The following is a 20,008-nucleotide window of genomic DNA, read 5'->3' on the forward strand; positions in this document are numbered from 1 at the left end:
CTCGGTCGGGCGCTTACGCGCTCGGCCTGTTGATCCGGACCGCTGAGGCGGTCTCGATCAGCAGGCATCATTGGCGGTTTGCCTCTGCCGAACGGCAGCAACCCAGCAGTCGGGCAGATGGGCGCCCGGCCCGCCTCAGAATATCATAATGCGGCGTTGAAGGCTGCGGCCTAATCCGCATCGGCGCCCTTGGCCTCTACTATCCCGCGCTCGATTCGAGCTGTCAGAACGAACATGAAATTGCCTAGGGCTTCTGCAAAGTCCACCGCCTGTTGCGCTTCGGCTGGCGAGACGTGCGGGTTCTCGGCGTCCGAATGGCGTGGGCGGTTAGACCCGAGGCGCACCTCATGCGCCCAGTCTGCCATCCCTTGGGTGAGAATGTTGGCCTTGAGGGCTTGGTCGATGCGCTTGTACAAGCTCCCGTCCTCGAGACCCCGTTCCTTTAGCATCGCGTCCACTGCGCTCCCGGCCATCACTGCCGCCGCGTCGGGTGAATGCAGGGTATCGTACGCCTGCTGCAGGTAGGTTCGCACCCGCAGGGGGAGATCATCGTGCGCGGATTTTGCATGAGGAAACAGTTCAAGCACACTGAACTTTTCATTGGAGATAGGCTTGGCCTTCACGGCGGTTATCGAACCGCATGTCGCGCACCTATAGGCCGCCCAATAGAACGATTGCTTGCCATCGGCTCGTATTGTGGGAGATGAGCTGGACCACTCAAGTTCCATCCGCGGGTCTTTTACACCGCAATGTGGGCACCGCCCAACGCCAGCAAGCTCCGGTCCCAAGATAGTCTGGTGGTTGCGGTTTTTATCGATCTTTGCGGTGATACCAGTCAAATGCCCGTCCTCCCAAACCCTGGTCATGAAGCCTTCGCCTAGGCGCTGGCAAAGGGCAAGAGCGCGACATTGGGCTAGAGATAGCCCAGCTCCCAAGAGCCTCCGCTGGTCAACGCGGAAATCAAGATGAATAGGGCCACCGCCGCGGCGACGTAGATGACAATTGACTTCGGGCTCATACCCTTAATTATCAATCGGAAATCAAATGAAATCAAACCGGGGCGGGATACGTCCGGGGGCGGGTAGACCGCAAGGCGGTAAGTCTCGCGCGACCAAGCAAGCGAAGGCTACACTGAGCGAGCTGGCCCGTGCCTACACGACCACGGCGCTCAACGTGCTCGTCTCCGTCGCCCAGAAAGGCGAGAGCGAAAGCGCCCGTGTCGCAGCTGCAAACGCCATCCTCGATCGGGGGTATGGCAAGCCGAAGCAGTCTCATGAAGTGGCTGGCCCTGGTGGCGGCCCGATACCAACCGTCGACCTGACCAACATGAGCGACGATGACCTCAACCGCCTCGAAGCTCTCTTCGGTCCGCTTGCCGGTGCCGCCGGCGACGATGCTGAAGCAGATCAGGGCGGAGAAGGAGAGGCGGGCGAAGGAGGCTGAGCGGCAGCGCATCGCGGTCGATGCCGAACGCATCAAGGCCCGGTGCCAGACCCTGGATGGCTTCATCGAAGAATTCTGGTCCATCCTCGAGCCGAAGCGCGAGCTGAAGTTCGGATGGGCATTGCTGGCCATGTGCCGGCATCTCACAGCGGTGAGCGAGGGGCTGATCCAGTTCCTGTTGATGACCGTGCCGCCGGGGATGATGAAATCCCTGCTGCTGGTCTTCTGGACCGCATGGGAGTGGGGGCCGCTGGGGCGCTCGGACATTCAGGTGCTGGCCACTTCGTATAGCCAGCCCAACGTGCTGCGCGACAACGTCAAGCTGCGCCGGCTGATCGAGAGCGACAAGTACCAGGCCCTCTGGCCGCTCAAACTGCGCGACGACCAAAACGCCAAGGGCAAGTTCGAGAACACCGGCAACGGGTTCAGCGAGGCCCGGCCGTTCAGTTCTATGACCGGCGGGCGTGGCGACCGGGTAAAGATAGACGATCCGCACTCGACCGAGACAGCGGAGAGCGACACCGAGCGCGATACTGCGGTCCGCATCTTCCGAGAGGGTATCTCGGATCGACTGAACGACGTCACGACGTCGGCGATTGTAATCATCATGCAGCGCCTGCACGAGCAGGACATCGCTGCCGTGGCCATGCAATTGGACATCGGGTTCACTCATCTGAACCTGCCCATGGAGTTCGAGCCCGACAGGGCGTGCCGAACCTATGTGAAGGGCGAACTGTTCTTCGAGGATCCGCGCACGGTCGAGGGCGAATTGCTCTTTCCCGAGCGTTTCCCGGCCCAGGAGATCGATCGGCTCAAGAAGGCCAAGGGCTCATACGCCTATTCAGGGCAGTACCAGCAGCGGCCGGCGCCCCGATCGGGGGGCATGTTCCAGCGCGGCGACTTCGAGATCGTCGATGCCGTGCCAGCAGGCGGGCAGGAATGCAGGGCGTGGGACTTCGCGGCATCGAAGGCAGTGCCTGGTCGGTCGCCTGACTGGACTGTCGGCCTGCGGATGAAATACGTCGATGGCATTTTCTATGTCAGGGACGTGAAGCGCGACCGGTGGTCGCCCGGCGATGTCGAGAAGAATCTGAAGAACACGGCAACGCAGGATGGGCAGGACGTGCGCATCCGATTGCCTGAAGACCCTGGCGCCGCCGGCAAGGCCGATGCAGCGACAAAGATCAAGCTGCTGGCTGGTTATGCGGTCACGACAGAGCGTCCTACGGGTGACAAGGCCACCCGCGCCAAGCCTGCATCAGCGCAGGCGGAAGCTGGCAACGTGAAGCTGGTCAAAGGGCCTTGGAACGACACCTTCCTCGAGGAGGTGTGCTCGTTCCCCAATGCTCAGTTCGACGACCAGGTCGATGCCTTCGCCGATGCCCTGAATGAGCTCGCATTGGTCGAGCCGCCACAGGTGATGATGTTCATGACCACCAGAAACCGGAGTTGACATGAACAATCCGCTCCGGCTGGTGGCGAACAATGCCACACGCAGCCTGTCGTCCATGTTCCCCGGTTTCTTTCCGGGCTGGTTCGGTGGTGCCAAGCACAATCACTACGCTGACTACGGCTTTCCCGTCGTCCTGGATTTCACCCAGCTCCACGGTACCTATCGACGCAACGGCATCGCCCGTGCGGCGATCAAGAAAACCGTGGCGAAGACTTGGCAGGATAACCCGTTCCTCCTCGAAAAGGAGCGCGACGGCAGCCAAGGCGGCACTACGGACGAGACGACGCTCGAAGAGCAAATCCGCATCCACTTCGACAAGCTCCGCCTCTGGCAGAACCTGGCCAAGGCAGACGGTCGCAGCATGGTCGGCAAGTATGCCGCGGTGATCCTGCGCCTGGCCGACAGCAAGAAGTTTGCAGAGCCCGTCGATCGCGTGCCCGGCGGCCTTGAAGGGCTGGTCGAAATCATCCCTGCATGGGAAGGCCAGCTAACGGTCTCCCAGTGGGACGATGACGAGACTTCGGAGACCTATGGTCAGCCGAAGATGTTCCAGTTCAACGAGGCCAATGTAGCCACCGGGAAGGCCAACCACAGGGCCTTCTCGGTCCATCCTGACCGTGTTGTCATCTGGTCCGAAGATGGCACCGTGCACGGCGAGAGTGCGCTGGAGCCGGGCTACAACGACCTCCTGACCATGGAGAAGATCGTCGGTGCCGGGGGCGAGGGGTTCTGGAAGAACGCCAAGTCTGCGCCGGTCTTCGAGATCGACAAGGACGCCAAGCTCGACCAGATGATGAAGGCCATGGGCGCCGCCAACGGCGAGGAACTGGCCAACAAGATGGACGAGCAGGTGGAAGCCTATCAAAAGGGCTTCGACCAGATGCTGATGGTCATGGGCATGCAGGCAAAGACGCTCGGCGTCACGTTGCCCAGTCCGGAGCATTTCTTCGGCATTACCCTGCAGTCGTTTGCGGCCTCGGTGTCGATGCCTCTCAAGGTGCTGGTGGGCAACCAGACCGGTGAGCGCGCCTCGTCGGAGGACAATGAGGACTGGGCGCTCTTCAACATGTCCCGCCGCAAGAACATCGCCGTGCCCAACATCATGGTGCTGGTGGGGCGCCTCGTGACCTTCGGCATGCTGCCCAAGAAGGACTGGTTTGTGGACTGGGCAAGCCTGGTCAATCCCGGCCCTAACGAGGTGCTGGAGCGCGTCGAGCGCATGGCCAACGTCAACGACAAGATGAAGGACACTGGGGAACTGGTGTTCACGCCGGAAGAGATGCGCAAGGAAACTGGGCGCGAGCCGCTGAGCCCGTCTGAGGCTGTCCGCGACCATATCTCGGATGAAGACGAAGACGCCGCCCATGGGCTCCCCAAGCCCGGCAATGAGCCTGCGGGCGAGGAATAAAGGAAACCCTTATGGCTTGGTTCGTGCAGCCCCTTCAACGCAAGGATACGTGTGGCAACCCCTCTGGTCTTTGGCGCCTGTGTGCGGAAAGCGACGAAGGTGGCGGCTTCTACGCCGGATGCGAACATGACCACGCAAGCCCGGAAGAGGCGCAGGACTGCCTTGATGCGCAGCGGTTTCTCGGTGGTATCACCGGATTCCCGCACATGGAGCTGTCTTGTGAAGCCCCGTTGCCTCTGACTTTCGACTTCACGGATGAGGAGGTCGCCGCGATCAATGACCTTTCGCGCCGGCAGGACTTGAGTGCCATCGGCGTGATGCGTCAGGCGCTGCGCATGTATCAGATCAGCGTACTCGGTGCGCCTGATCTTGGGCAGATGCTGCCCCCTGCCGAATAACCGGAGCAATCCAGTGACAAAGACAATTCGTGTCAACGTGACCTCGGTCGCGAACGCTAAGGCTGTGCGCAAAGAGAAGCGCAATGGCCGTGACGTGATCATTGTGCCGAGCGCCACGCTGCCCGACGACATCGTCATGAACGGCAGTCTCGGCCCGATCCTGTACCCGGCCGATGAGATCAAGAAGTCGTTCAAGGGACTGGAACGCACGCCTGCGCCACTCGGGCACCCGACCATCAATGGCAAGTTTGTCAGCGCCAGCGATCCCGAGGGCATCAATATCGGCCACATTGGGGCGTGGAACGAGAACGTTCGTCAGGAAGGCGGGCGTGTCCTGCTGGACAAAGTCATAGACGTCGAGGTGGCGAACCGCAGCGCAGGCGGTAAGGCCGTTCTGGCTGCCATCGAGGCCGGCGGCCCAATCCACACCTCTACGGGCCTGCTGTGCACGCTGGAAGCGGTCAATGACGCGTCGTCGAAGCACAAGCACGTCGCCCGCTCCATGATCTTCGACCACGACGCCATCCTCCTGAACGAGCAAGGCGCTGCTAGCCCAGAGAAGGGCGTCGGCATGCTGGTCAACTCCTCCGGTCAGGAGGAAGAAATCGAGGTCGTCAACTCCACGCTCGTGGAAGAGGCTGACCGCGAGATCGACTGGGCGGGCACCCGCCTAGTCGAAGCGCTCCGCCGTCGCGAAAGCATCGGGACATGGGATCGCATCAAAGCCGCATTGCTTGAGGCCGTCGGCCTCTCCGAGCGGGCAACCCCCACCAACACCATGAAGGACGACGATATGGACCAGGTCCAGTTCGACGCGCTTTCCAAGAAGGTTGACGCCCTCTCGGAAGCGATGAAGCCCGATGCGCTGGCTACGGCCATCGGGAATGCCATCACCACGGCCATCAGGCCGCTGGTCGATGCCAATGCAACGGCTGTCGCCAATGCCAAGGCGACCGAGGATGCCGAGCACGCTGGCCTGGTCGAGAAGGTGGTTAAGGCCAACCTGCTCGATGAAGCCACGGCGAAGGCAACCCCGCTCAACACCCTGCGCGCCCTGGCGCCCAAGACCGTGCCGGGCAAGGCCGCGCCGCTCAACGCCGCGGTCGGCAAAACCGCTGAAGGCGGTGGCTTCAAGCTGCCTGCCGGCGACAAGAAGGAGTAACCCACCATGGGCCGCTATTCCCGCATTCACCTCGGGCCTGCTCGTCGCAATGACCCTCAGGCTCGCGAAGCAGAAGCCGGCGCCGCTATCAAGCCCGGCACACTCATCGTCCTGTCGTCTGGCCGCTTCGTGCCGGCAGGAGCAACCACCGTCGGTAAGGTCTGGCTGGCCGAGGAGAACTACCTGGCTCAGAAGGGCGTCGATACGTCCTATGCTGCCTATGCCGCTGGCCCGCCCGAAGTTCGTGGCGATCGTGTCCTCGGCCTCGAGCTTGAGGACGATACCCACTACGCCGCCCGCATCGCCACTGGCGTGAACATCACCGCCGTCGGCACGCCTCTCACCCCCGCAGCCAATGGCATGCTGGGTATCGCGGCAACCTCCGACCTGATCGTCGCCTACAGCGACGAGATCTACAACAACAACACCGGCACTGATCAGCTTCTCCGTATCCGCCCCGCGGCCTCGGCGAGCTATCTGTCGGCCGCATCGTAAGGGGGCGACCAGATGCGCTACTTTGATACCCAACTGGTGGGTAATTCCCGCCCTCACGCCTCCTGGTGGGGCGAAGTCGGCATGCAGCGTGAAACCTTCCACCTCGCGGAAGATGCCCTGATCGGCAATCACCGTGAGGCGATGGCCGCCGCACTCGGCTCGACGATGCTGGCCAACTCGGCGGCGGTCCTTCCGCGTGATGCCTGGCTGGAAATGGACACCATCACCCGCCGCGTTATGCGCGACGACGAAGGCCAGGCCTATATGGCTGACCTGATGGCGCTCGCTCGACCGGTCAATATCGGCAAGATCGCCTTTGGCTACCGCGTGTCCAGCGATGCCGGCACGGTACGTCGTTCGCTCTCCGGCCAGGTGCCGGAAGTGCTCGGCAAGACCGACTACGACTATCGCCAGACCCTCGTGCCGATCTTCAACACTGGCTACGGCCGTTCTTGGCGTGAATGGAACACGCTGCAGAGTGAGAACTTCGACGCTCTGTCGGACGATCAGGAATCGCACACCGCCGCGATCCGCGAGGACATGGCCAGTTATGCCCTTGATGGTGACACCACCATCACCTTCCAGGGCTCTGTCGGCTACGGCATCCGCAACCATCCGGCGTCCAAGGCCATCAATCTGGGCTCGGCCGGCGGCGGTGCTAACATCGATCTGTCCTCGTCCTCGACCACGGCCGACCAGATCGATGCGTTCTTCACCGGTGCCTTCGGCGCCATGCTGGACGCCAACCTGATCACCGAGGCGGTGAACCTCTACATCTCGCCCGAGATCGCCCGCAACTGGGATCGCCAGTATTCCGGCTCTGCCGGCTTCAAGGGCGGCCGCATTATGGACTTCCTCCTGACCAACCGTCGCATCAAGTCGATCAAGGTCACCTGGAAGCTCTCCGGCAACCAGTTCTTCGGCTTCGTGCCGAACTCGAACTACATCCGCCCGCTCGTCGGCATGGCGGTCAACACCACTGCTGCCGTCCGCCTCAACCCGGTGGACGACTACAACTTCCTCGTCATGGGCGCGATGGGCCTCGATATTCGCTCCGACTGGAACGGCAAGGCCGGCGTGTTCTACTCGACCGACGTCGACTAATCGGCCGGTGGTCGCTTTGAAGGGCTGGGAGCAATCCCAGCCCTTTTTATGTGCCCATCTCCAACCCAAAGGAGCGCTCCATGCGCATTGAGATCACACAGCCCGGCATCTTCAACGCTGAGGGCAAGGCTATCGCTGTCGGCACCGAACTGACCGTGAAAAGCGAGCCCACCGCCTGGGCCGGGCGCTATCGGGTCCTCGCCGATGGCAAGGATAAGACGCCGGTCAACAACACCGTGACCGAACCCTCGACGGCCAAGGAAGCGCTCGCGCTGTTCTCCGCCGAGGGCGTTCATCCGAACAAGGCCAAGGCCATGGCCGCCAAATTCCTGGGCGACAAGGTACCGACTGACGCCAACAAGGAAGCCATCGTCGCCAAGCTGACCGAGCTTGCCGCTGCTGAAGACGCCGCTGGCGCTCAGTAAGTCCCCAAGCCCCAGAGAAAGTCATGTACGGATCACTTGCAGGCTTCCGCGCCTACGCCCTGGCGCGGGGCGATAGCGCCCCCACGGACGCCACCAATGAGGCTGCGACGGCTGCGCTGGTGCGTGGGTCGGACATGATCCGGCTCCGCTACGTGCCGAACTTCCTGCCTGGCTATGGCATCGACTTCGTGCCGCCCGGTTCGGATATGCCTCTGGTCGAGGAGGCTGCCTATATCGCCGCCTCGATCGAACTCAAGACGCCCGGCTTCTTCAGCAAGACCTATACCGCGGCAGAACAGAAGGTCTTGACCGAAGTGAAGGGCATCAAGTGGACCGTCGTCGGGGAATCCTCCGGCGTCTACGCCTCGATGCCCGTCTCGACGCTGATCGACGCGCTGTTCTGGCCGTATGTCAGCGATCCTGATGCCGCGGGCTTCATGTTCCGATCGGTGGGCCCGAGGTCGTGCGATGTTGCCTGAGGACTGGTCCAGTATCGCAGCCGAGGTCACTGATGCTCTGCGCTCTGTTGCCGACACAAGTCAGCCAGGCGGATATCCGGCAACGCTGCGCATCCCGCCAGGTGGACCGCCGGCCAACCCATGGGAGCCGCCAAGCGACTTGCCGACCTATGCCGAGCTCGTTGTCGTTCAGGACACCCGCGAATTGAAGGACGTCAACGGCACGCTGATCGGGCAGACCGTGCGGACGTTGATGTGCTCGGCAACTGGTGTTGTGCCCAGTGATGACTGGACCATCGCGGTTGGCGTTGGGGTTGCCGACGTGACAGACGACACGGTGTTCGAAGAGATCATGGCCGTGAGGCCGTTGGCGCCGGCTGGGATCGCCATCCTCTATGAGATCGACCTGGCCGGCTAAGCGCAGACTCCTTAGAGCGCGGCGGCCAAATCCTTAAGCATCTGGATTGCCTTCGCCGTCACCCGGGCATTCTCGGAAGCGTTGGTTTCATCCGGATTCGGAGGATCGTCGAAGCTGACTACCAACCTAGCGTCAGCAGGGCGGGTGTTGTCGCGAAACATGACGCTGGCTGAGCGCTTACCGACGATCTGATTGAAGGTGACCTGAGGCGTTACGGATAGCGCCATGCTTGATTCTCCTGAGACTGAACAGCGGCAAGGTCGCATAGAGATTGGCGGAAACCAATGGCATCGAACCGCACTCCATTCGACCAGTTGCTCGACAAATACGAGCCGATCCTGAAGGCCGCATTCCTCGACGCCATTGTCGATATCCGCAGCCAGGTGACGCTGAAGCTGCTGATCGAGCGCTTGGAGCGCGGCGACGTGGCCGGCGCAATTGAGGTACTGGGCATCGAGCGCGAGGCGTTCGGCGCTTTCGAGCTCGCATTCGCCGAGGCTTACAATGCCGGCGGCGTTGACTTGGCGAACGGACTGAAGCTGTGCGATCCGCAAGGCCAGCGCATCGTGTTCCGGTTCGGTGTGCGCAATCCTGAAGCCGAGGCATGGCTGGCCGAGCACTCGGCTACGATGGTCACGCGGATCGTCGGGGATCAGCAGCAGAGCATCCGCTTGGCGCTGAGCGAGGGGCTGGCGCGCGGCGATAACCCGCGCCGCACTGCTCTGGATGTCGTGGGCCGCGTGTCGCGTGTCACAGGCAAACGCGAGGGCGGCATTATTGGGCTGACTGGGCCACAGGAGCGCTTCGTCGCTTCCGCCCGTCAGGAGCTTGTTTCTGGCAATCTGCGGGCCTATCTGGCGCGCGAGCGTCGGGATCGTCGGTTCGACCGGACCATCCTTGCCGCGATCAAGTCGGGTAAGGGCCTAGACCGGGCCATGATCGATCGCATCATCGGGCGCTACAGCGACCGGCTGCTCGATCTGCGCGGGGAAATGCTGTCGCGTTCCGAAACCATGGCGGCCATCGGCAAAGCTCGCGATGACGCCATGCGTCAGGCGATCCTGTCGGGCAAGGTGGATGCGTCCTTCGTGACCAAGACCTGGCGCACGGCCGGCGATAGCCGGGTGCGGCATACGCATCGGGCGCTGAACGGTCGGGCTGCGGGCTACTATGAGGGCTTCCAGAGCCCATCGGGCGTGACGTTGCAGTATCCGGGCGATCCGTCGGCGCCGATCGGCGAGACATCGGGCTGCAGGTGCCACACCGAGTACCGCGTCGACTATACCGGCCAATTCATAGCCCGACGCGCGGCTTGACGCTCCTCACAGACTGGCCTCCACATAGAGCCAGCAAAGTGGAGGACGTCCGATATGAGCGACAAAATTGTACCTGCAAGTGACGAGATAGTGGAGCGTGCCAAGAGCTTGGTGCGGTTGAAGCCAGAGTTCAAATGGTCGGACGATATTCAGGTTCTGACCATCAAGGAAAATGGCGGTCGAGCGCTATACTATGACGAGGTGAATGGTTGCTTCTACGAATTCATAACACCTTCGGGGCAGATGGAACTGATCTATTGCTATCCCGAGTGGAAAGGTTCCGCTGGCTAAACGACAAGCGCCATGGCCACCTTTGAAGCAGAGGTGGCCGAATGGGCTCGCAAGGTCCAGGGCGCCGAGCTGCTGATCTTTCAAGAGTCCGCTCAGGAGCTCGTTTCTCAACTGACGGCGCTCACTCCTGTCGATACCGGCTTCTTGCGATCCAGCCTTCGGGCTTCGACTGCGGCCATGCCGGTCATGTCGCTGGACAATCCAGGGGCAGGGGCTTTCAACGTTGACGTCGGGGAAATTTCGCTGGTGATCGCAGGCGCCGATATCGGCGACACAATCTACCTCGGCTACACGGCCAACTATGGTGCCTACATCCACTATGGGGCAAACGGTCGGGCGGGGCGTCCATGGGTGGCCATGGTGGCGCAGCGCTGGCAACAGATCGTCAATGAGCAGGCGTCCGAGGTCAGGTCTCGTCTTGGCCCATGAACGGCTCCTGCTCGGCTTCCTGAGACTTCAGGACGGCCATTTGCAGCAGGATCAGGGTTCGGCGGGCTGATCGGATAGCCGTACCGCCGGCCGTGGTCAGGCCATCATCCTCGCCAAGCGCTTCGAGCGCGGCGTGCAGGCGGTCCCACACTTCGGTGTCGTTCAGTTTCTTGGCCATTGGCCGAAAGGTATCAGCATGGCCACAACCGTGGAAGGGGCGATCAAAGAAGCCTTGTTTGCCCGGCTGGCAACGCTGGTGCTTGCTCCGGTCCATCCCGTGGCTTGGCCGAACCTGTCGTTTACGCCGCCGGCTGGAAACCGATATCTCGAGCCGAAGGTCGTGCCGAACACCGTCGGCCGCGTGTTCATCGGCAGCAACGAGCCGCATCAGCGTCTCGGCTTCCTGCAGGTCAATGTCCGTGACGCCCTGAACCAGGGCACGCGCATCGACGACATTGCAGGCGCGGTCGCTGCACATTTCCCAGCTGACCTGAAGCTGTCCAACGCATTCGGTGGCGGGATTGTGGTCCGCATCACTTCCGACCCGTCACCGGGTTCGGCGCTTATCGAAACCACGCCGCCCGGCGTGGTCGTGCCTCTGCTCATCCCCTTCGAGTGCTGGGCCTAAAACCTCAACAGGAGCTTCCAATGAGCCAGTCCTTCCCGGTCGCGGGCCGGAAAATCTATATGCACGCCGATGTGCTCGTGCCGCCAGTCGATGGTCTGTTCGACGCTGCGGACTTTCCAGCAATCACCGACGAAGATTGGGGAGCCATTGGCAAGTGGAGCACCATGGGGTCGTTGGGCGGGGACCAGGCAACGATCACACAGGCCTTTCTCAACGAGGAATACGACGACGTTCAGATGGGAACAAAGAACCCTGGGGTCATGTCGAATACCTTCGGGGTGCTGCCGGCTGATCCCGGCCAGATCGCGCTGTATGCAGCGGCCGGGGATAAGAAGCTCCGCGCGTTCCTGATCGAGTTCCCAGATGCGCCCACCGGTGCCACTCCCCACGGCAGCATCCGTCTCTTCGCGGCGTACGTGAAAGAGCCTGTGGAACAGGGCGGCGAGGCCAACACCATGGGCATGATGACCGTCGACCTGGTCAAGTTCAAGAACAGCGTCCGCGTGCCCGCCGCTGGCACTGGCGGCCCGGTTGGAGGCTAACGCATGGAAATCTCCGGCCTTGTCTCCACCGAGCAGCTTTTCGAGCTCGATGTCGAGCACCCCGCCACGGGAAAGCCGATGGGCATCACGATCAAGGTGCGCTCAGCCGGCTCTGATGCGGCCATGGAGGTCGTGCGCAAGCAGACCGACGACATCCTGGTCAAGCAGCAAAAGCGCAAGCTTATCCATGCCGAGGCAGTCGAGGCCAATGAGATCGACCAGGCCGTCTCTTATGTCGCTTCATGGGATTGGGGCGCCAACACCTATGACGGCAAGGTGCCCGACAGCGATCCGGCGACAATCAAGGCCATCCTGACCAAGGAAGGCTGGCTCTATGCTCAGATCGCGGGGGCTGCGCGCAACATCGCAAATTTTACGCGGAGCTGACGGACGAACTTTGCGGCGTTGTTCGATCTGCCGTCCTTGCCCCGAGTTTCGATCCAATCGTGCCATGGGGGCAGGAATACCTCTGGCGCTGGTTCGTGGAATTGTCGCAGGGGCGTCAGGACGGGCTTAACGGCCCCATGGCGCTGTCATGGCGGGATATGGCCGAATGGGCGTCCCTGACCCGCTGTGCGCCCCGTAGCGATGAATGGCGGGTGCTCCGAGCCATGGACGCGGCGTTCCTCGCTGCTGTTCGTGACAAGGGCAATGCTCCGCCCCCCGACGCAGCGACATCCGGACGTCTGCTCACCCCTGAACTATTCGACGCCCTGTTTTGACGAGGTACAGCAATGGTCGATGTCGCGCGTCTCGGCCTCGCGGTCGACTCTTCACAGGTCGAGAAGGGCACGGTCACCCTTCACCAGTTGACTGGCGCTGCCGGCCAAGCATCTGCTGCTGCTCAGCGTCTCGCTGGGGCCACGAATGTAGAGGCTGCGGGCCACAGGGCCGCCGCTGCGGCTGCTCAAGTCCACAATGCTGCCCTGATGGCTCAGAACACCGTCATCCGGTCGAGCATGCAGCAGCGGACCATGATGATCTACCAGTTGAACGACGTTGCTGTGTCGCTCGCTTCAGGCATGAACCCGGCCATGGTGGCCATGCAGCAGGGTTCGCAGATACTGCAGGGCGGTTTCGCGCCAGCCCTCAAGACGATTAGCGATCTGACGGTCGGGCTGGTAACGAAGTTCTGGCCCCTTGCAGTCGTGATCGGCGTTGTTTCCGCTGCCCTGCAAGCCATGACGGACGAGATCAACGCCGTCGACGGCGCCAATGTGTCGATGCTCGATACTGCTCTGGCCGTGTTCCAGTCCATGGCGGACGGCATTAGGACTCTGCTCGGCCCTGCTTTCGATTGGCTTGGAGGAATATGGAGTTGGCTCAGCCCCATGCTGCTGAGCGGCCTGGAGATCACGGTCAACGCGATCATTGGTGGCTTCCACCTCGGCTTCAAGAACATCATTTCCATCTGGTCGATGTTGCCGGCAGCGATGGGCGACGTGATGATTACGACGGCCAATGTCATCGTCAAAGGTGTCGAGTGGTCGATCAACAAGGCCGCCGAGTTCCTGAACGGCTTCATCAACAAGTACAATGAGGGGCTGGCCGCAATGGGCCAGAGGACGTTGCCGACGTTCGGTGGGGTCGAGTTTGGCGGACTGGCAAACCCGTATGCCGGCAGCCTCGGCGGGTTCGCAGATGCCGCGACGCGGAACCAGCAAGAGGTCGCGGGTACTAACTACTTCGGCAACTGGATGAGCGATATTGGACAGCGCGCACAGGCGATAGCTGCCGCTCGCAAGGAAACCGAGGAACTTGGGGGCGCAGCGGCGGCGGCAAACGACAATTTCGGCAAGCTGGTTGATCAGGGGCTGGGCGGTCTCGTTCACTGGACGGAATCGTTTGGCGAGGCTGCCAAGTCCGCATTCTCCAATCTCGGTACCGGCATAGTCGATGCGTTTCAGAAGGGCGGAGACATCGCCTCGAATGTGCTCGACATGCTCATGGACAAGGTGGGGCAGTTCGGCGAGACCCTGTTGAACAACGGCCTTAACGGCCTGTTGAATGCCGGGCTCGGTGCACTCGGCGGCATGTTCGGGGGCGGCACTTGGGGCGTTGCCGGTGGGTTCTCGGGCTTCAGCGGCATCTTCGGCATACCCGGCATGGCCTCGGGTGGCACCGTGGGCCGGGCAGGGCTGTCTTGGGTTGGTGAGAAGGGCCCAGAGCTGCTTCGGCTGCCCACCGGCGCGCAGGTCATTCCGAATGGCCCATCCACGGCCATGGCGGCAAACCAGAACGGTGGCGACCTGATCATCAACAACGTGATCAACGTCCCGGGCGGCACCAGTCCTGAGACCGCCCCGGCAATCGCACGGGAAGTAACGAAGGAGCTGCGCCGGCAGCTTCCCGACGCGATCGAGCGTCATAACCGCAATCCGCTCCGGAGGACTGGCTGATGGCTTTAGCCAACCCTCTGGCGATCGCGGACTTTTACGACCGGTTCCGGGTGCAGGATGTGACCTTTGTGCAGGGACCCCAGCAACAGCGCTCGGCCACTGGTGGCGGCGAAACCCGCTATGCAGATCGCGCGCCGTCGTTGTGGAAGGCAGACGTCACCACTCAGCCACTGCTTAATGCCGAGGCCGAAGGCATCATGGCGTTGATCAACTCGCGTGGTGGCGGGCTCAAGACGGTGCTGCTGTACAATAGCCGGTTGCCCTATCCATCCAGCGACCCCAAGGGCCAGATCATCGGCGCTACCGTGCCGAAGCTCGGGGTTATCACGGATCGCCTGCATGTGGCCTTCACCGGCTTCCCTGCGGGCTATTTGATCCCGCTGGGCACCTACTTTTCTATCCAGTTCGACACCAGTCGGTTTTATCTGGGCCAGTTCGCCGAAGCTCGCACCGCCAACCCGATCACCGGCACGGTCGGGGCGACGGAGGTATGGCCGCCGCTTCCGGCGTCGATCTCAGGCACGCCTGACGTCGTAATCGTCAAACCGCCCGCCAAGTTCAGGATCGAGCCTGGCTCCGCCTTCCTGTCCAAGGAGGGAGGGCTGCACTCGACCATCAAGTTCAGCGCCGAACAGACCTACTCCCGGTAATCATCCATGTCCTATGACGTCGATACGGTCGCCGCTCTGGAGAGCGGGGCGATAGTCGTGCGCGACTTGCTGACCGTTCAGGGCAAGACCCTTGGCGGGTCGGCGGCGACGTTCGCTTATTGGACCGGCGAAGATAACGTCGCGATCAATGTCGTGCCGGCCGGCGCCATGTCGCCGGTCAGCCGTAACTTCGTCGGCGGCGGCACGCTGCTCGATGTGCCGGCCATTGTAGACGCGATCGGCCTTGAAGCCCGGTCTGTCGCCTTCGGTCTCGATCACATCAGCGATGTCGTCGGCTCACCAATGGACATGGTCTACGGCAATAATGTCCGCGTTGCGCGCGTCGAGCTGCATCGTGCGCTTTTCGACCCTGCTACGTGGAACCTCGTCTCCACCCCTCACATCCTGTTCGCGGGCCGCGTTGACGGCGCTTCAGTTGATGACGCGGCGGCAGGCGGGGAGGGCGGTCTGTCCCTCGATGCGATTAGCAGTGCGATCGACCTGACGAAGACCAATCCGGCCATGGAATCGGACGAGCAGCAGCGGCGCCGTTCTGGCGATCGCTTCCGCCGTTATGGCGATACTGCCGGCCAGGTTGAGACCTGGTGGGGCCAAGCAAAGAGCGCCAGCTGATGGGCTTCTTGATCAACATCGTCCTGGGGCTGGTTCTTTCACTTGCCTCGACGTTGCTGCAGCAGGCTTTCGCGCCGAAACCAGCAGAGCAGCAGCGTCAGACCGGCACTCGCGGTTCCGCTCAGATCGGCGGCAAGGTCCCGCAGTACTTCCTGGTGGGCACCGTAGGCGAGCCGGGGAAGCTCGAATATCAGAACGCCTGGGGCAATGACGGCCAAGTTCCGAATGCCTATCTGACCAGCGTCCGGTCCTTCGGAGACCTGCCGATCGCCGACATGGTCGGGCTCTTTGTCAACGGCGTACGCGTCACACTCTCGGAAGCCGGTGTCGTCGCGCAGGGTTACCCTGTACCGGAGTACAGCGGCAATCTGTGGTGGAAGTTCTTCGACGGAAGCCAGACGGCCGCCGACAGCTACCTAATCGACAAGTTTGGCGGAGATGCTGATCGGGCCTGGGCGTCCGACATGGTTGGCCGTGGCGTTCCGTACCTGATCACCACGGCTCTATGGTCGGAGACGCTCTGGACGGGCTTCCCGAGCTTCGTAGGCGAGTTTCAGGGCATCCGGCTCTATGACCCCCGCCAGGACAGCACGGTAGGCGGTAGCGGCTCACAGCGTTGGGCAGACACGTCGACTTGGGCTTTCTCCGACAACAACATGGTCATCATCTACAACATCGAGCGCGGCATCCATTACGGTGGCGCGCGGGTGTGGGGTGGGTCGGCTACGGCTGCGCAGTTGCCATATGACGTGTGGGCTGCGGCAATGGATGCCTGCGATGAACTGGTGTCGCTCGATGCGGGCGGGACGGAGAAGCGTTTCCGCGCCGGCCGTCGTATCAGCCTCAATGAGCGCCCGGCCGATGTGATCAAGGAACTGCTGATCGGCTGCAATGGCCGCATCGCTCATGCTAGCGACGGCACGATCTATGTGCTGGTCGGTCTGCCGGCTGCGCCCGACTTTGCCTTTACCGATGCCGATGTGCTGGCCAGCGAGCCGCTCGGCTCAATCCCGTTCCCGAACCTTGACGGTATCATTAACGGCGCCACGGCGACGTATCGCGAGCCGTCGCAGGCGTGGGAAGACAAGGAAACCGCTCCATACCTGCGCAGCGACCTTGAGGCCGAGGACGATGGCCGCCAGCAGCTTGAAGGCCTGGACCTGGGTACCACCTTTTCCGGGACGCAGGCGCAGCGTGTCATCAAAGCCGTCATTGATGAGGGACGGCGGTTCCGCACCCACGTACCTGCTTTGCCGCCAGAGTATTCGCAGTTCCGGCCTCTGCATGTAGGGGCGTGGACCTCGGAGCGATATGGATACGAGGCTAAGTGGTTCCTGATCACTGCTCGCACCCGCTCGTTCGGATTTGTTGTGTTCGGCCTGCAGGAGATCAACCCTGCCGACCATAATTGGACCCCAGGTACCGACGAACAGCCGCTGAGCTTTGCGCCAGTGGTGACCAATCGGCCGGCGCCGCAGGAGGTATCCGGGTTCTTCGTGGAGCCAGCGATCGCGCTGGACAACGAGGGCAATGAGCGTCGTCCGGCATTTGACGTGTTTTGGTCTTCAGCATCGGTCGCGATCGACACGCGAGCTGTTCGGATCACGATGTGGGTCAACGCAGCGGCCGATCCGGAGGTGGATGATCCGGTTGTGGGAGAACTGGCGTGGCAAGGCGATGTTCCGCCCTCCCTAGGCTCGGCACGCCTTACCCAGGCCGTGATCCCGAATGTCTATTACATCATCCAAATCCAGTACCTGTCAGAATCTGGTCGCGCTACGGTGGCCAGCGATTTGTTTGCGGTGAGGGCCCCGAACGTCAGGCTCGGCCCCCTCGATGTCGTCTACGGCGATATCGATCTGGATGAACTCGGCGGCCAGATTGAAGGCTACTTCGACTGGATTGGTGGCAATATCCGCGATGTCATCGAGAAGGCGCAAGAACAGGACCTAGCGGGCGCTGACCAAGAACTCGCGAACGCGATGCAGTTCGATGAAATGCGTCGCAGCCTGTCTGTGGTAACCGGCGACCTCTCCGCTTCGTTCTCGGAGACAATCACTGTCGCCATAGTCCCGATGCAGGGGCAACTGGTGGCGCTCGCTGACGCGCTGACGGAGCTTTCGGCGGCTAACGAAGGGGATGTAAACACTGCGCGTATTCGCTTCACGGCGATGAGCGGCCCGTCTGGCTATAGCCGCATTGGCATCGAAACCCGGTTCGATCCTCTCGATAGTGGCGACTACCGCCTAGCCGGCAGCTATTGGGACACACCAAATAACGCATCGTTGCCAACGCGTCGTGTGGAAATCGCTCAGCAGTTCGTAATCGCCGAGAGCGCGGCAGCTGCCGTTTTTCAGCCCTTCATTTTCGAGAGCGGCAACCTCCGGGTGGCCAACGCCTTCATTGCCAACTTGACCGCGGCAAACATACAGGCGGGTTCGATCACGGCCGATCGGCTCAATGTCACGGCGCTATCGGCGGTCTCTGCCAATCTCGGCACGGTGACCGCTGGCACGATCTCTCTCGGCTCCGGTGCTCTGCTGATCGACGGGCCAAATGTCCGCATTCTGGTAAGCGACTAAATGACCAATCGCGTAATTGTGGGGGCGCTGCCCGGGGGCGGGCGCGGCCTGCGCGTTTCTCGCCCGGGGTATGACGTCACCAGTACCGGGCTAACTGGGCGGCAGCTTGCATTTGACAGTAGATGGCCGGCAACGGCCCGCATGTTTCTCAATGGCACCGTGACCATTGGTGTCGTTTTCCCGCTGGCATATTACACGGTGAGCTTCGGAACGACCTTCGCGTCTGTGCCGCCTGTCATTATCATTCAACGCAGCACGGCAGGATCGGACTGGCAGCCAGTCGACGGATCGCGCAACGATTCCTGGCTCCCGTCTGGTGGTATTTTCGAGCCGGCGAGGATCTACACCGATCGCATCGAACTGGCCCACCCCACCTTCGGCGGCAGCCGGGAATATTGCTATCTCGTGATGAGGCCGGGCTGATGGTGAACCGGGTCATCATGGGGCGGCGCGGCGGCGTCTACGGCGCGTGGGTCTCAAAGCCAGGCATTGACGTGGTTTCGGCAAGCGCCGAGCAACTGATGATGTCGACTGACATCGGGAACGTCCATGCCATTGCTTCCGGCGTGGTTTCGTCCCCCGGGAGCAGCTTCGGCATAAGCTGGACCGATCTAGGCTATTACCCCTGGGTCATTCTCGGCTCTGAACGCTATCGGTCGAGTTTCACCTATACGTCGACGTCTTCCATCAGCGTGACGCGAGGCGCGACAAACCCGCTGGTCACGTCATGGAACGTCGGCACGCCGCCGACGATCCCAGACGAAATCCGCTATATCATCCTCAACATCCCGAGGCCCTAAGTGACCGGACGTGTTCTTCTCAACGCATCCGGACTCAAGGTTTCAAAGCCGGGAGTTGAGGTGACAACAACGGGGCCCGGTGGTCTCCAGTTCTCGTCAGATTGGTCGGCTTTTGGGGAGTATTCCAGCGGCTCCTACGGGGTCGGATGGACGCCTGGATCCGGTGAAACTGGTCGGCACGACGGCTCGATCTCATTCGGCAAGACATTCGCCACCAAACCTGCAGTCTGGTTTTATCTGCAGTCGAGTGGGGGCCTCGTCCCCATCGGCAACGCGGCCGGCTTCTCTCTTTCTGGCTCAGACGGCACAGGAACGCCGCCGCGGACTTTTGGCGTCATCGCGCAGGTGACCACTACCGGCATCATCGTCACGGGATACTACGACAAGAAAACGTCTGGCTGGCCGGCACCGAGTATCACGTTCAACTACCGGGTATTTGAGTACAACATCTAGTTGGCAGTCAGCACATGCGTTGGGAACTGAGCGAAGATCGCGAGACGCAGGGATTCAGCGACAGCCTTCGCTGCGCGTTCTTGAGCGTCGATGGCTGCTGAGTTGTCGGCCAGGACCTGACCAGAGGCGGTGTAATCGGCTGACGCTGAACGGCGCGCCTCGAAGATCACCTTGCCCTCGTAAGTTGCGGTGGCCGTCGCAGTCACAGTCGCGCGGTACGGGTCGGAAACCGGTCCGTTCGTGGCCATTGCGATGGTCCGAGACGTGGTCGAGGCGATGACCGTCAGTTTAGGTGTCTTCGGTGCCGTCGAAGTAGCGAAGCGGAACGACAGGTCCTCGTAGATGATCTGCTCGATTCTGGAGCTTGGCGAACCGAGGTTGAAGGCCAAGCTCATCGCATTGATCGGGCTGCCGTCACTGTAGACGGGCGAGAACGAACACCCTGCTCCCAGCAGGGATGCGAGCAATGCGGCTGCAATCGTCTGTCGGATCATCTTCTACTACCACCAAAACTGAGCGCC

28 protein-coding genes are annotated in these 20,008 nt (G+C 61.8%); 24 read left to right on the forward strand and 4 right to left on the reverse strand.

The window, feature by feature from the left end; translation table 11 throughout:
- Positions 1–170 precede the first annotated feature (170 nt).
- On the reverse strand, positions 171–623 hold the full coding sequence (locus MF606_RS09720) for a DUF4145 domain-containing protein (RefSeq protein WP_240233602.1): 453 nt from the start codon (positions 621–623) through the stop codon (positions 171–173).
- A gap of 421 nt (positions 624–1,044) precedes the next feature.
- On the opposite strand from MF606_RS09720, the gene MF606_RS09725 reads away from it, so the two are divergent.
- From MF606_RS09725 to MF606_RS09770, 10 genes are all read left to right on the forward strand, one after another.
- Positions 1,045–1,443, forward strand: coding sequence for a hypothetical protein (locus MF606_RS09725; RefSeq protein ID WP_240233603.1), 399 nt, complete (start codon positions 1,045–1,047; stop codon positions 1,441–1,443).
- Entirely contained in the window at positions 1,337–2,896 is a 1,560-nt protein-coding gene (terL, locus tag MF606_RS09730; RefSeq protein WP_240233604.1) for a phage terminase large subunit, read from the forward strand. Before MF606_RS09725 ends, terL begins: the two co-directional genes overlap by 107 nt.
- Position 2,897: 1 nt before the next feature.
- Entirely contained in the window at positions 2,898–4,304 is a 1,407-nt protein-coding gene (locus MF606_RS09735) for an anti-CBASS protein Acb1 family protein (protein WP_240233605.1), read from the forward strand.
- Positions 4,305–4,315: 11 nt separating this feature from the next.
- Positions 4,316–4,702, forward strand: coding sequence for a hypothetical protein (locus tag MF606_RS09740; RefSeq protein ID WP_240233606.1), 387 nt, complete (start codon positions 4,316–4,318; stop codon positions 4,700–4,702).
- A gap of 13 nt (positions 4,703–4,715) precedes the next feature.
- Positions 4,716–5,864: a hypothetical protein gene (locus MF606_RS09745; RefSeq protein WP_240233607.1), complete on the forward strand. Its 1,149-nt coding sequence runs from the start codon at positions 4,716–4,718 to the stop codon at positions 5,862–5,864.
- Positions 5,865–5,870: 6 nt separating this feature from the next.
- Positions 5,871–6,359, forward strand: coding sequence for a hypothetical protein (locus MF606_RS09750; protein ID WP_240233608.1), 489 nt, complete (start codon positions 5,871–5,873; stop codon positions 6,357–6,359).
- Between the two features lie 12 nt (positions 6,360–6,371).
- Entirely contained in the window at positions 6,372–7,463 is a 1,092-nt protein-coding gene (locus tag MF606_RS09755) for a major capsid protein (protein ID WP_240233609.1), read from the forward strand.
- Between the two features lie 80 nt (positions 7,464–7,543).
- Positions 7,544–7,888 (forward strand): hypothetical protein, encoded by a 345-nt coding sequence (locus MF606_RS09760; protein WP_240233610.1) that lies wholly within the window; start codon positions 7,544–7,546, stop codon positions 7,886–7,888.
- A 23-nt stretch (positions 7,889–7,911) separates the two neighbouring features.
- The gene (locus MF606_RS09765) at positions 7,912–8,367 is read left to right on the forward strand and encodes a hypothetical protein (RefSeq protein ID WP_240233611.1); all 456 of its coding nucleotides are present in this window, start codon (positions 7,912–7,914) and stop codon (positions 8,365–8,367) included.
- The gene (locus MF606_RS09770; RefSeq protein WP_240233612.1) at positions 8,357–8,764 is read left to right on the forward strand and encodes a hypothetical protein; all 408 of its coding nucleotides are present in this window, start codon (positions 8,357–8,359) and stop codon (positions 8,762–8,764) included. The genes MF606_RS09765 and MF606_RS09770 overlap by 11 nt, the downstream gene beginning before the upstream one ends.
- A gap of 11 nt (positions 8,765–8,775) precedes the next feature.
- Here the strand turns inward: MF606_RS09770 and MF606_RS09775 are convergent, their stop codons facing one another.
- On the reverse strand, positions 8,776–8,991 hold the full coding sequence (locus tag MF606_RS09775; protein WP_240233613.1) for a hypothetical protein: 216 nt from the start codon (positions 8,989–8,991) through the stop codon (positions 8,776–8,778).
- Between the two features lie 57 nt (positions 8,992–9,048).
- Here MF606_RS09775 and MF606_RS09780 point away from each other — a divergent pair, with 57 nt between their 5' ends.
- From MF606_RS09780 to MF606_RS09790, 3 genes are read left to right on the forward strand one after another with little or no spacing between them, the layout of a single operon-like run.
- On the forward strand, positions 9,049–10,080 hold the full coding sequence (locus MF606_RS09780; protein ID WP_240233614.1) for a head morphogenesis protein: 1,032 nt from the start codon (positions 9,049–9,051) through the stop codon (positions 10,078–10,080).
- Between the two features lie 54 nt (positions 10,081–10,134).
- The gene (locus MF606_RS09785; RefSeq protein WP_240233615.1) at positions 10,135–10,371 is read left to right on the forward strand and encodes a hypothetical protein; all 237 of its coding nucleotides are present in this window, start codon (positions 10,135–10,137) and stop codon (positions 10,369–10,371) included.
- Positions 10,372–10,383: 12 nt separating this feature from the next.
- On the forward strand, positions 10,384–10,800 hold the full coding sequence (locus MF606_RS09790) for an HK97 gp10 family phage protein (RefSeq protein WP_240233616.1): 417 nt from the start codon (positions 10,384–10,386) through the stop codon (positions 10,798–10,800).
- Here the strand turns inward: MF606_RS09790 and MF606_RS09795 are convergent.
- Entirely contained in the window at positions 10,778–10,978 is a 201-nt protein-coding gene (locus MF606_RS09795; RefSeq protein WP_240233617.1) for a hypothetical protein, read from the reverse strand. The genes MF606_RS09790 and MF606_RS09795 overlap by 23 nt on opposite strands.
- Positions 10,979–10,996: 18 nt before the next feature.
- Here MF606_RS09795 and MF606_RS09800 point away from each other — a divergent pair, with 18 nt between their 5' ends.
- Genes MF606_RS09800 through MF606_RS09845 form a run of 11 tightly spaced genes read left to right on the forward strand, consistent with a single transcriptional unit; the run spans position 10,997 to position 19,487 of the window.
- The gene (locus MF606_RS09800; RefSeq protein WP_240233618.1) at positions 10,997–11,428 is read left to right on the forward strand and encodes a phage tail terminator-like protein; all 432 of its coding nucleotides are present in this window, start codon (positions 10,997–10,999) and stop codon (positions 11,426–11,428) included.
- A 20-nt stretch (positions 11,429–11,448) separates the two neighbouring features.
- Positions 11,449–11,970, forward strand: a complete 522-nt coding sequence (locus tag MF606_RS09805; RefSeq protein ID WP_240233619.1) for a phage tail protein — start codon at positions 11,449–11,451, stop codon at positions 11,968–11,970.
- Between the two features lie 3 nt (positions 11,971–11,973).
- Complete coding sequence (locus MF606_RS09810; RefSeq protein WP_240233620.1) at positions 11,974–12,357, forward strand: hypothetical protein; 384 nt, start codon at positions 11,974–11,976, stop codon at positions 12,355–12,357.
- 59 nt (positions 12,358–12,416) lie between these two features.
- Positions 12,417–12,692, forward strand: coding sequence for a phage tail assembly chaperone (locus tag MF606_RS21710; protein WP_420842248.1), 276 nt, complete (start codon positions 12,417–12,419; stop codon positions 12,690–12,692).
- A gap of 12 nt (positions 12,693–12,704) precedes the next feature.
- A complete protein-coding gene (locus tag MF606_RS09815) occupies positions 12,705–14,369 on the forward strand; it encodes a phage tail length tape measure family protein (RefSeq protein ID WP_240233621.1) in 1,665 nt (554 codons plus the stop codon).
- Positions 14,369–15,019, forward strand: a complete 651-nt coding sequence (locus MF606_RS09820) for a hypothetical protein (protein ID WP_240233622.1) — start codon at positions 14,369–14,371, stop codon at positions 15,017–15,019. The genes MF606_RS09815 and MF606_RS09820 overlap by 1 nt, the downstream gene beginning before the upstream one ends.
- 6 nt (positions 15,020–15,025) lie before the next feature.
- Positions 15,026–15,652, forward strand: coding sequence for a hypothetical protein (locus MF606_RS09825; protein WP_240233623.1), 627 nt, complete (start codon positions 15,026–15,028; stop codon positions 15,650–15,652).
- Complete coding sequence (locus MF606_RS09830) at positions 15,652–18,234, forward strand: phage tail protein (RefSeq protein WP_240233624.1); 2,583 nt, start codon at positions 15,652–15,654, stop codon at positions 18,232–18,234. Before MF606_RS09825 ends, MF606_RS09830 begins: the two co-directional genes overlap by 1 nt.
- On the forward strand, positions 18,235–18,657 hold the full coding sequence (locus MF606_RS09835) for a hypothetical protein (protein WP_240233625.1): 423 nt from the start codon (positions 18,235–18,237) through the stop codon (positions 18,655–18,657).
- A complete protein-coding gene (locus MF606_RS09840) occupies positions 18,657–19,034 on the forward strand; it encodes a hypothetical protein (protein ID WP_240233626.1) in 378 nt (125 codons plus the stop codon). The genes MF606_RS09835 and MF606_RS09840 overlap by 1 nt, the downstream gene beginning before the upstream one ends.
- The gene (locus MF606_RS09845) at positions 19,035–19,487 is read left to right on the forward strand and encodes a hypothetical protein (protein ID WP_240233627.1); all 453 of its coding nucleotides are present in this window, start codon (positions 19,035–19,037) and stop codon (positions 19,485–19,487) included.
- On the opposite strand, the gene lptE is transcribed toward MF606_RS09845, so the two are convergent.
- Complete coding sequence (lptE, locus tag MF606_RS09850) at positions 19,484–19,981, reverse strand: LPS assembly lipoprotein LptE (protein ID WP_240233628.1); 498 nt, start codon at positions 19,979–19,981, stop codon at positions 19,484–19,486. The genes MF606_RS09845 and lptE overlap by 4 nt on opposite strands.
- Between the last annotated feature and the right edge of the window lie 27 nt (positions 19,982–20,008).

Source organism: Devosia lacusdianchii (genome assembly GCF_022429625.1).
Lineage (GTDB): Bacteria > Pseudomonadota > Alphaproteobacteria > Rhizobiales > Devosiaceae > Devosia > Devosia lacusdianchii.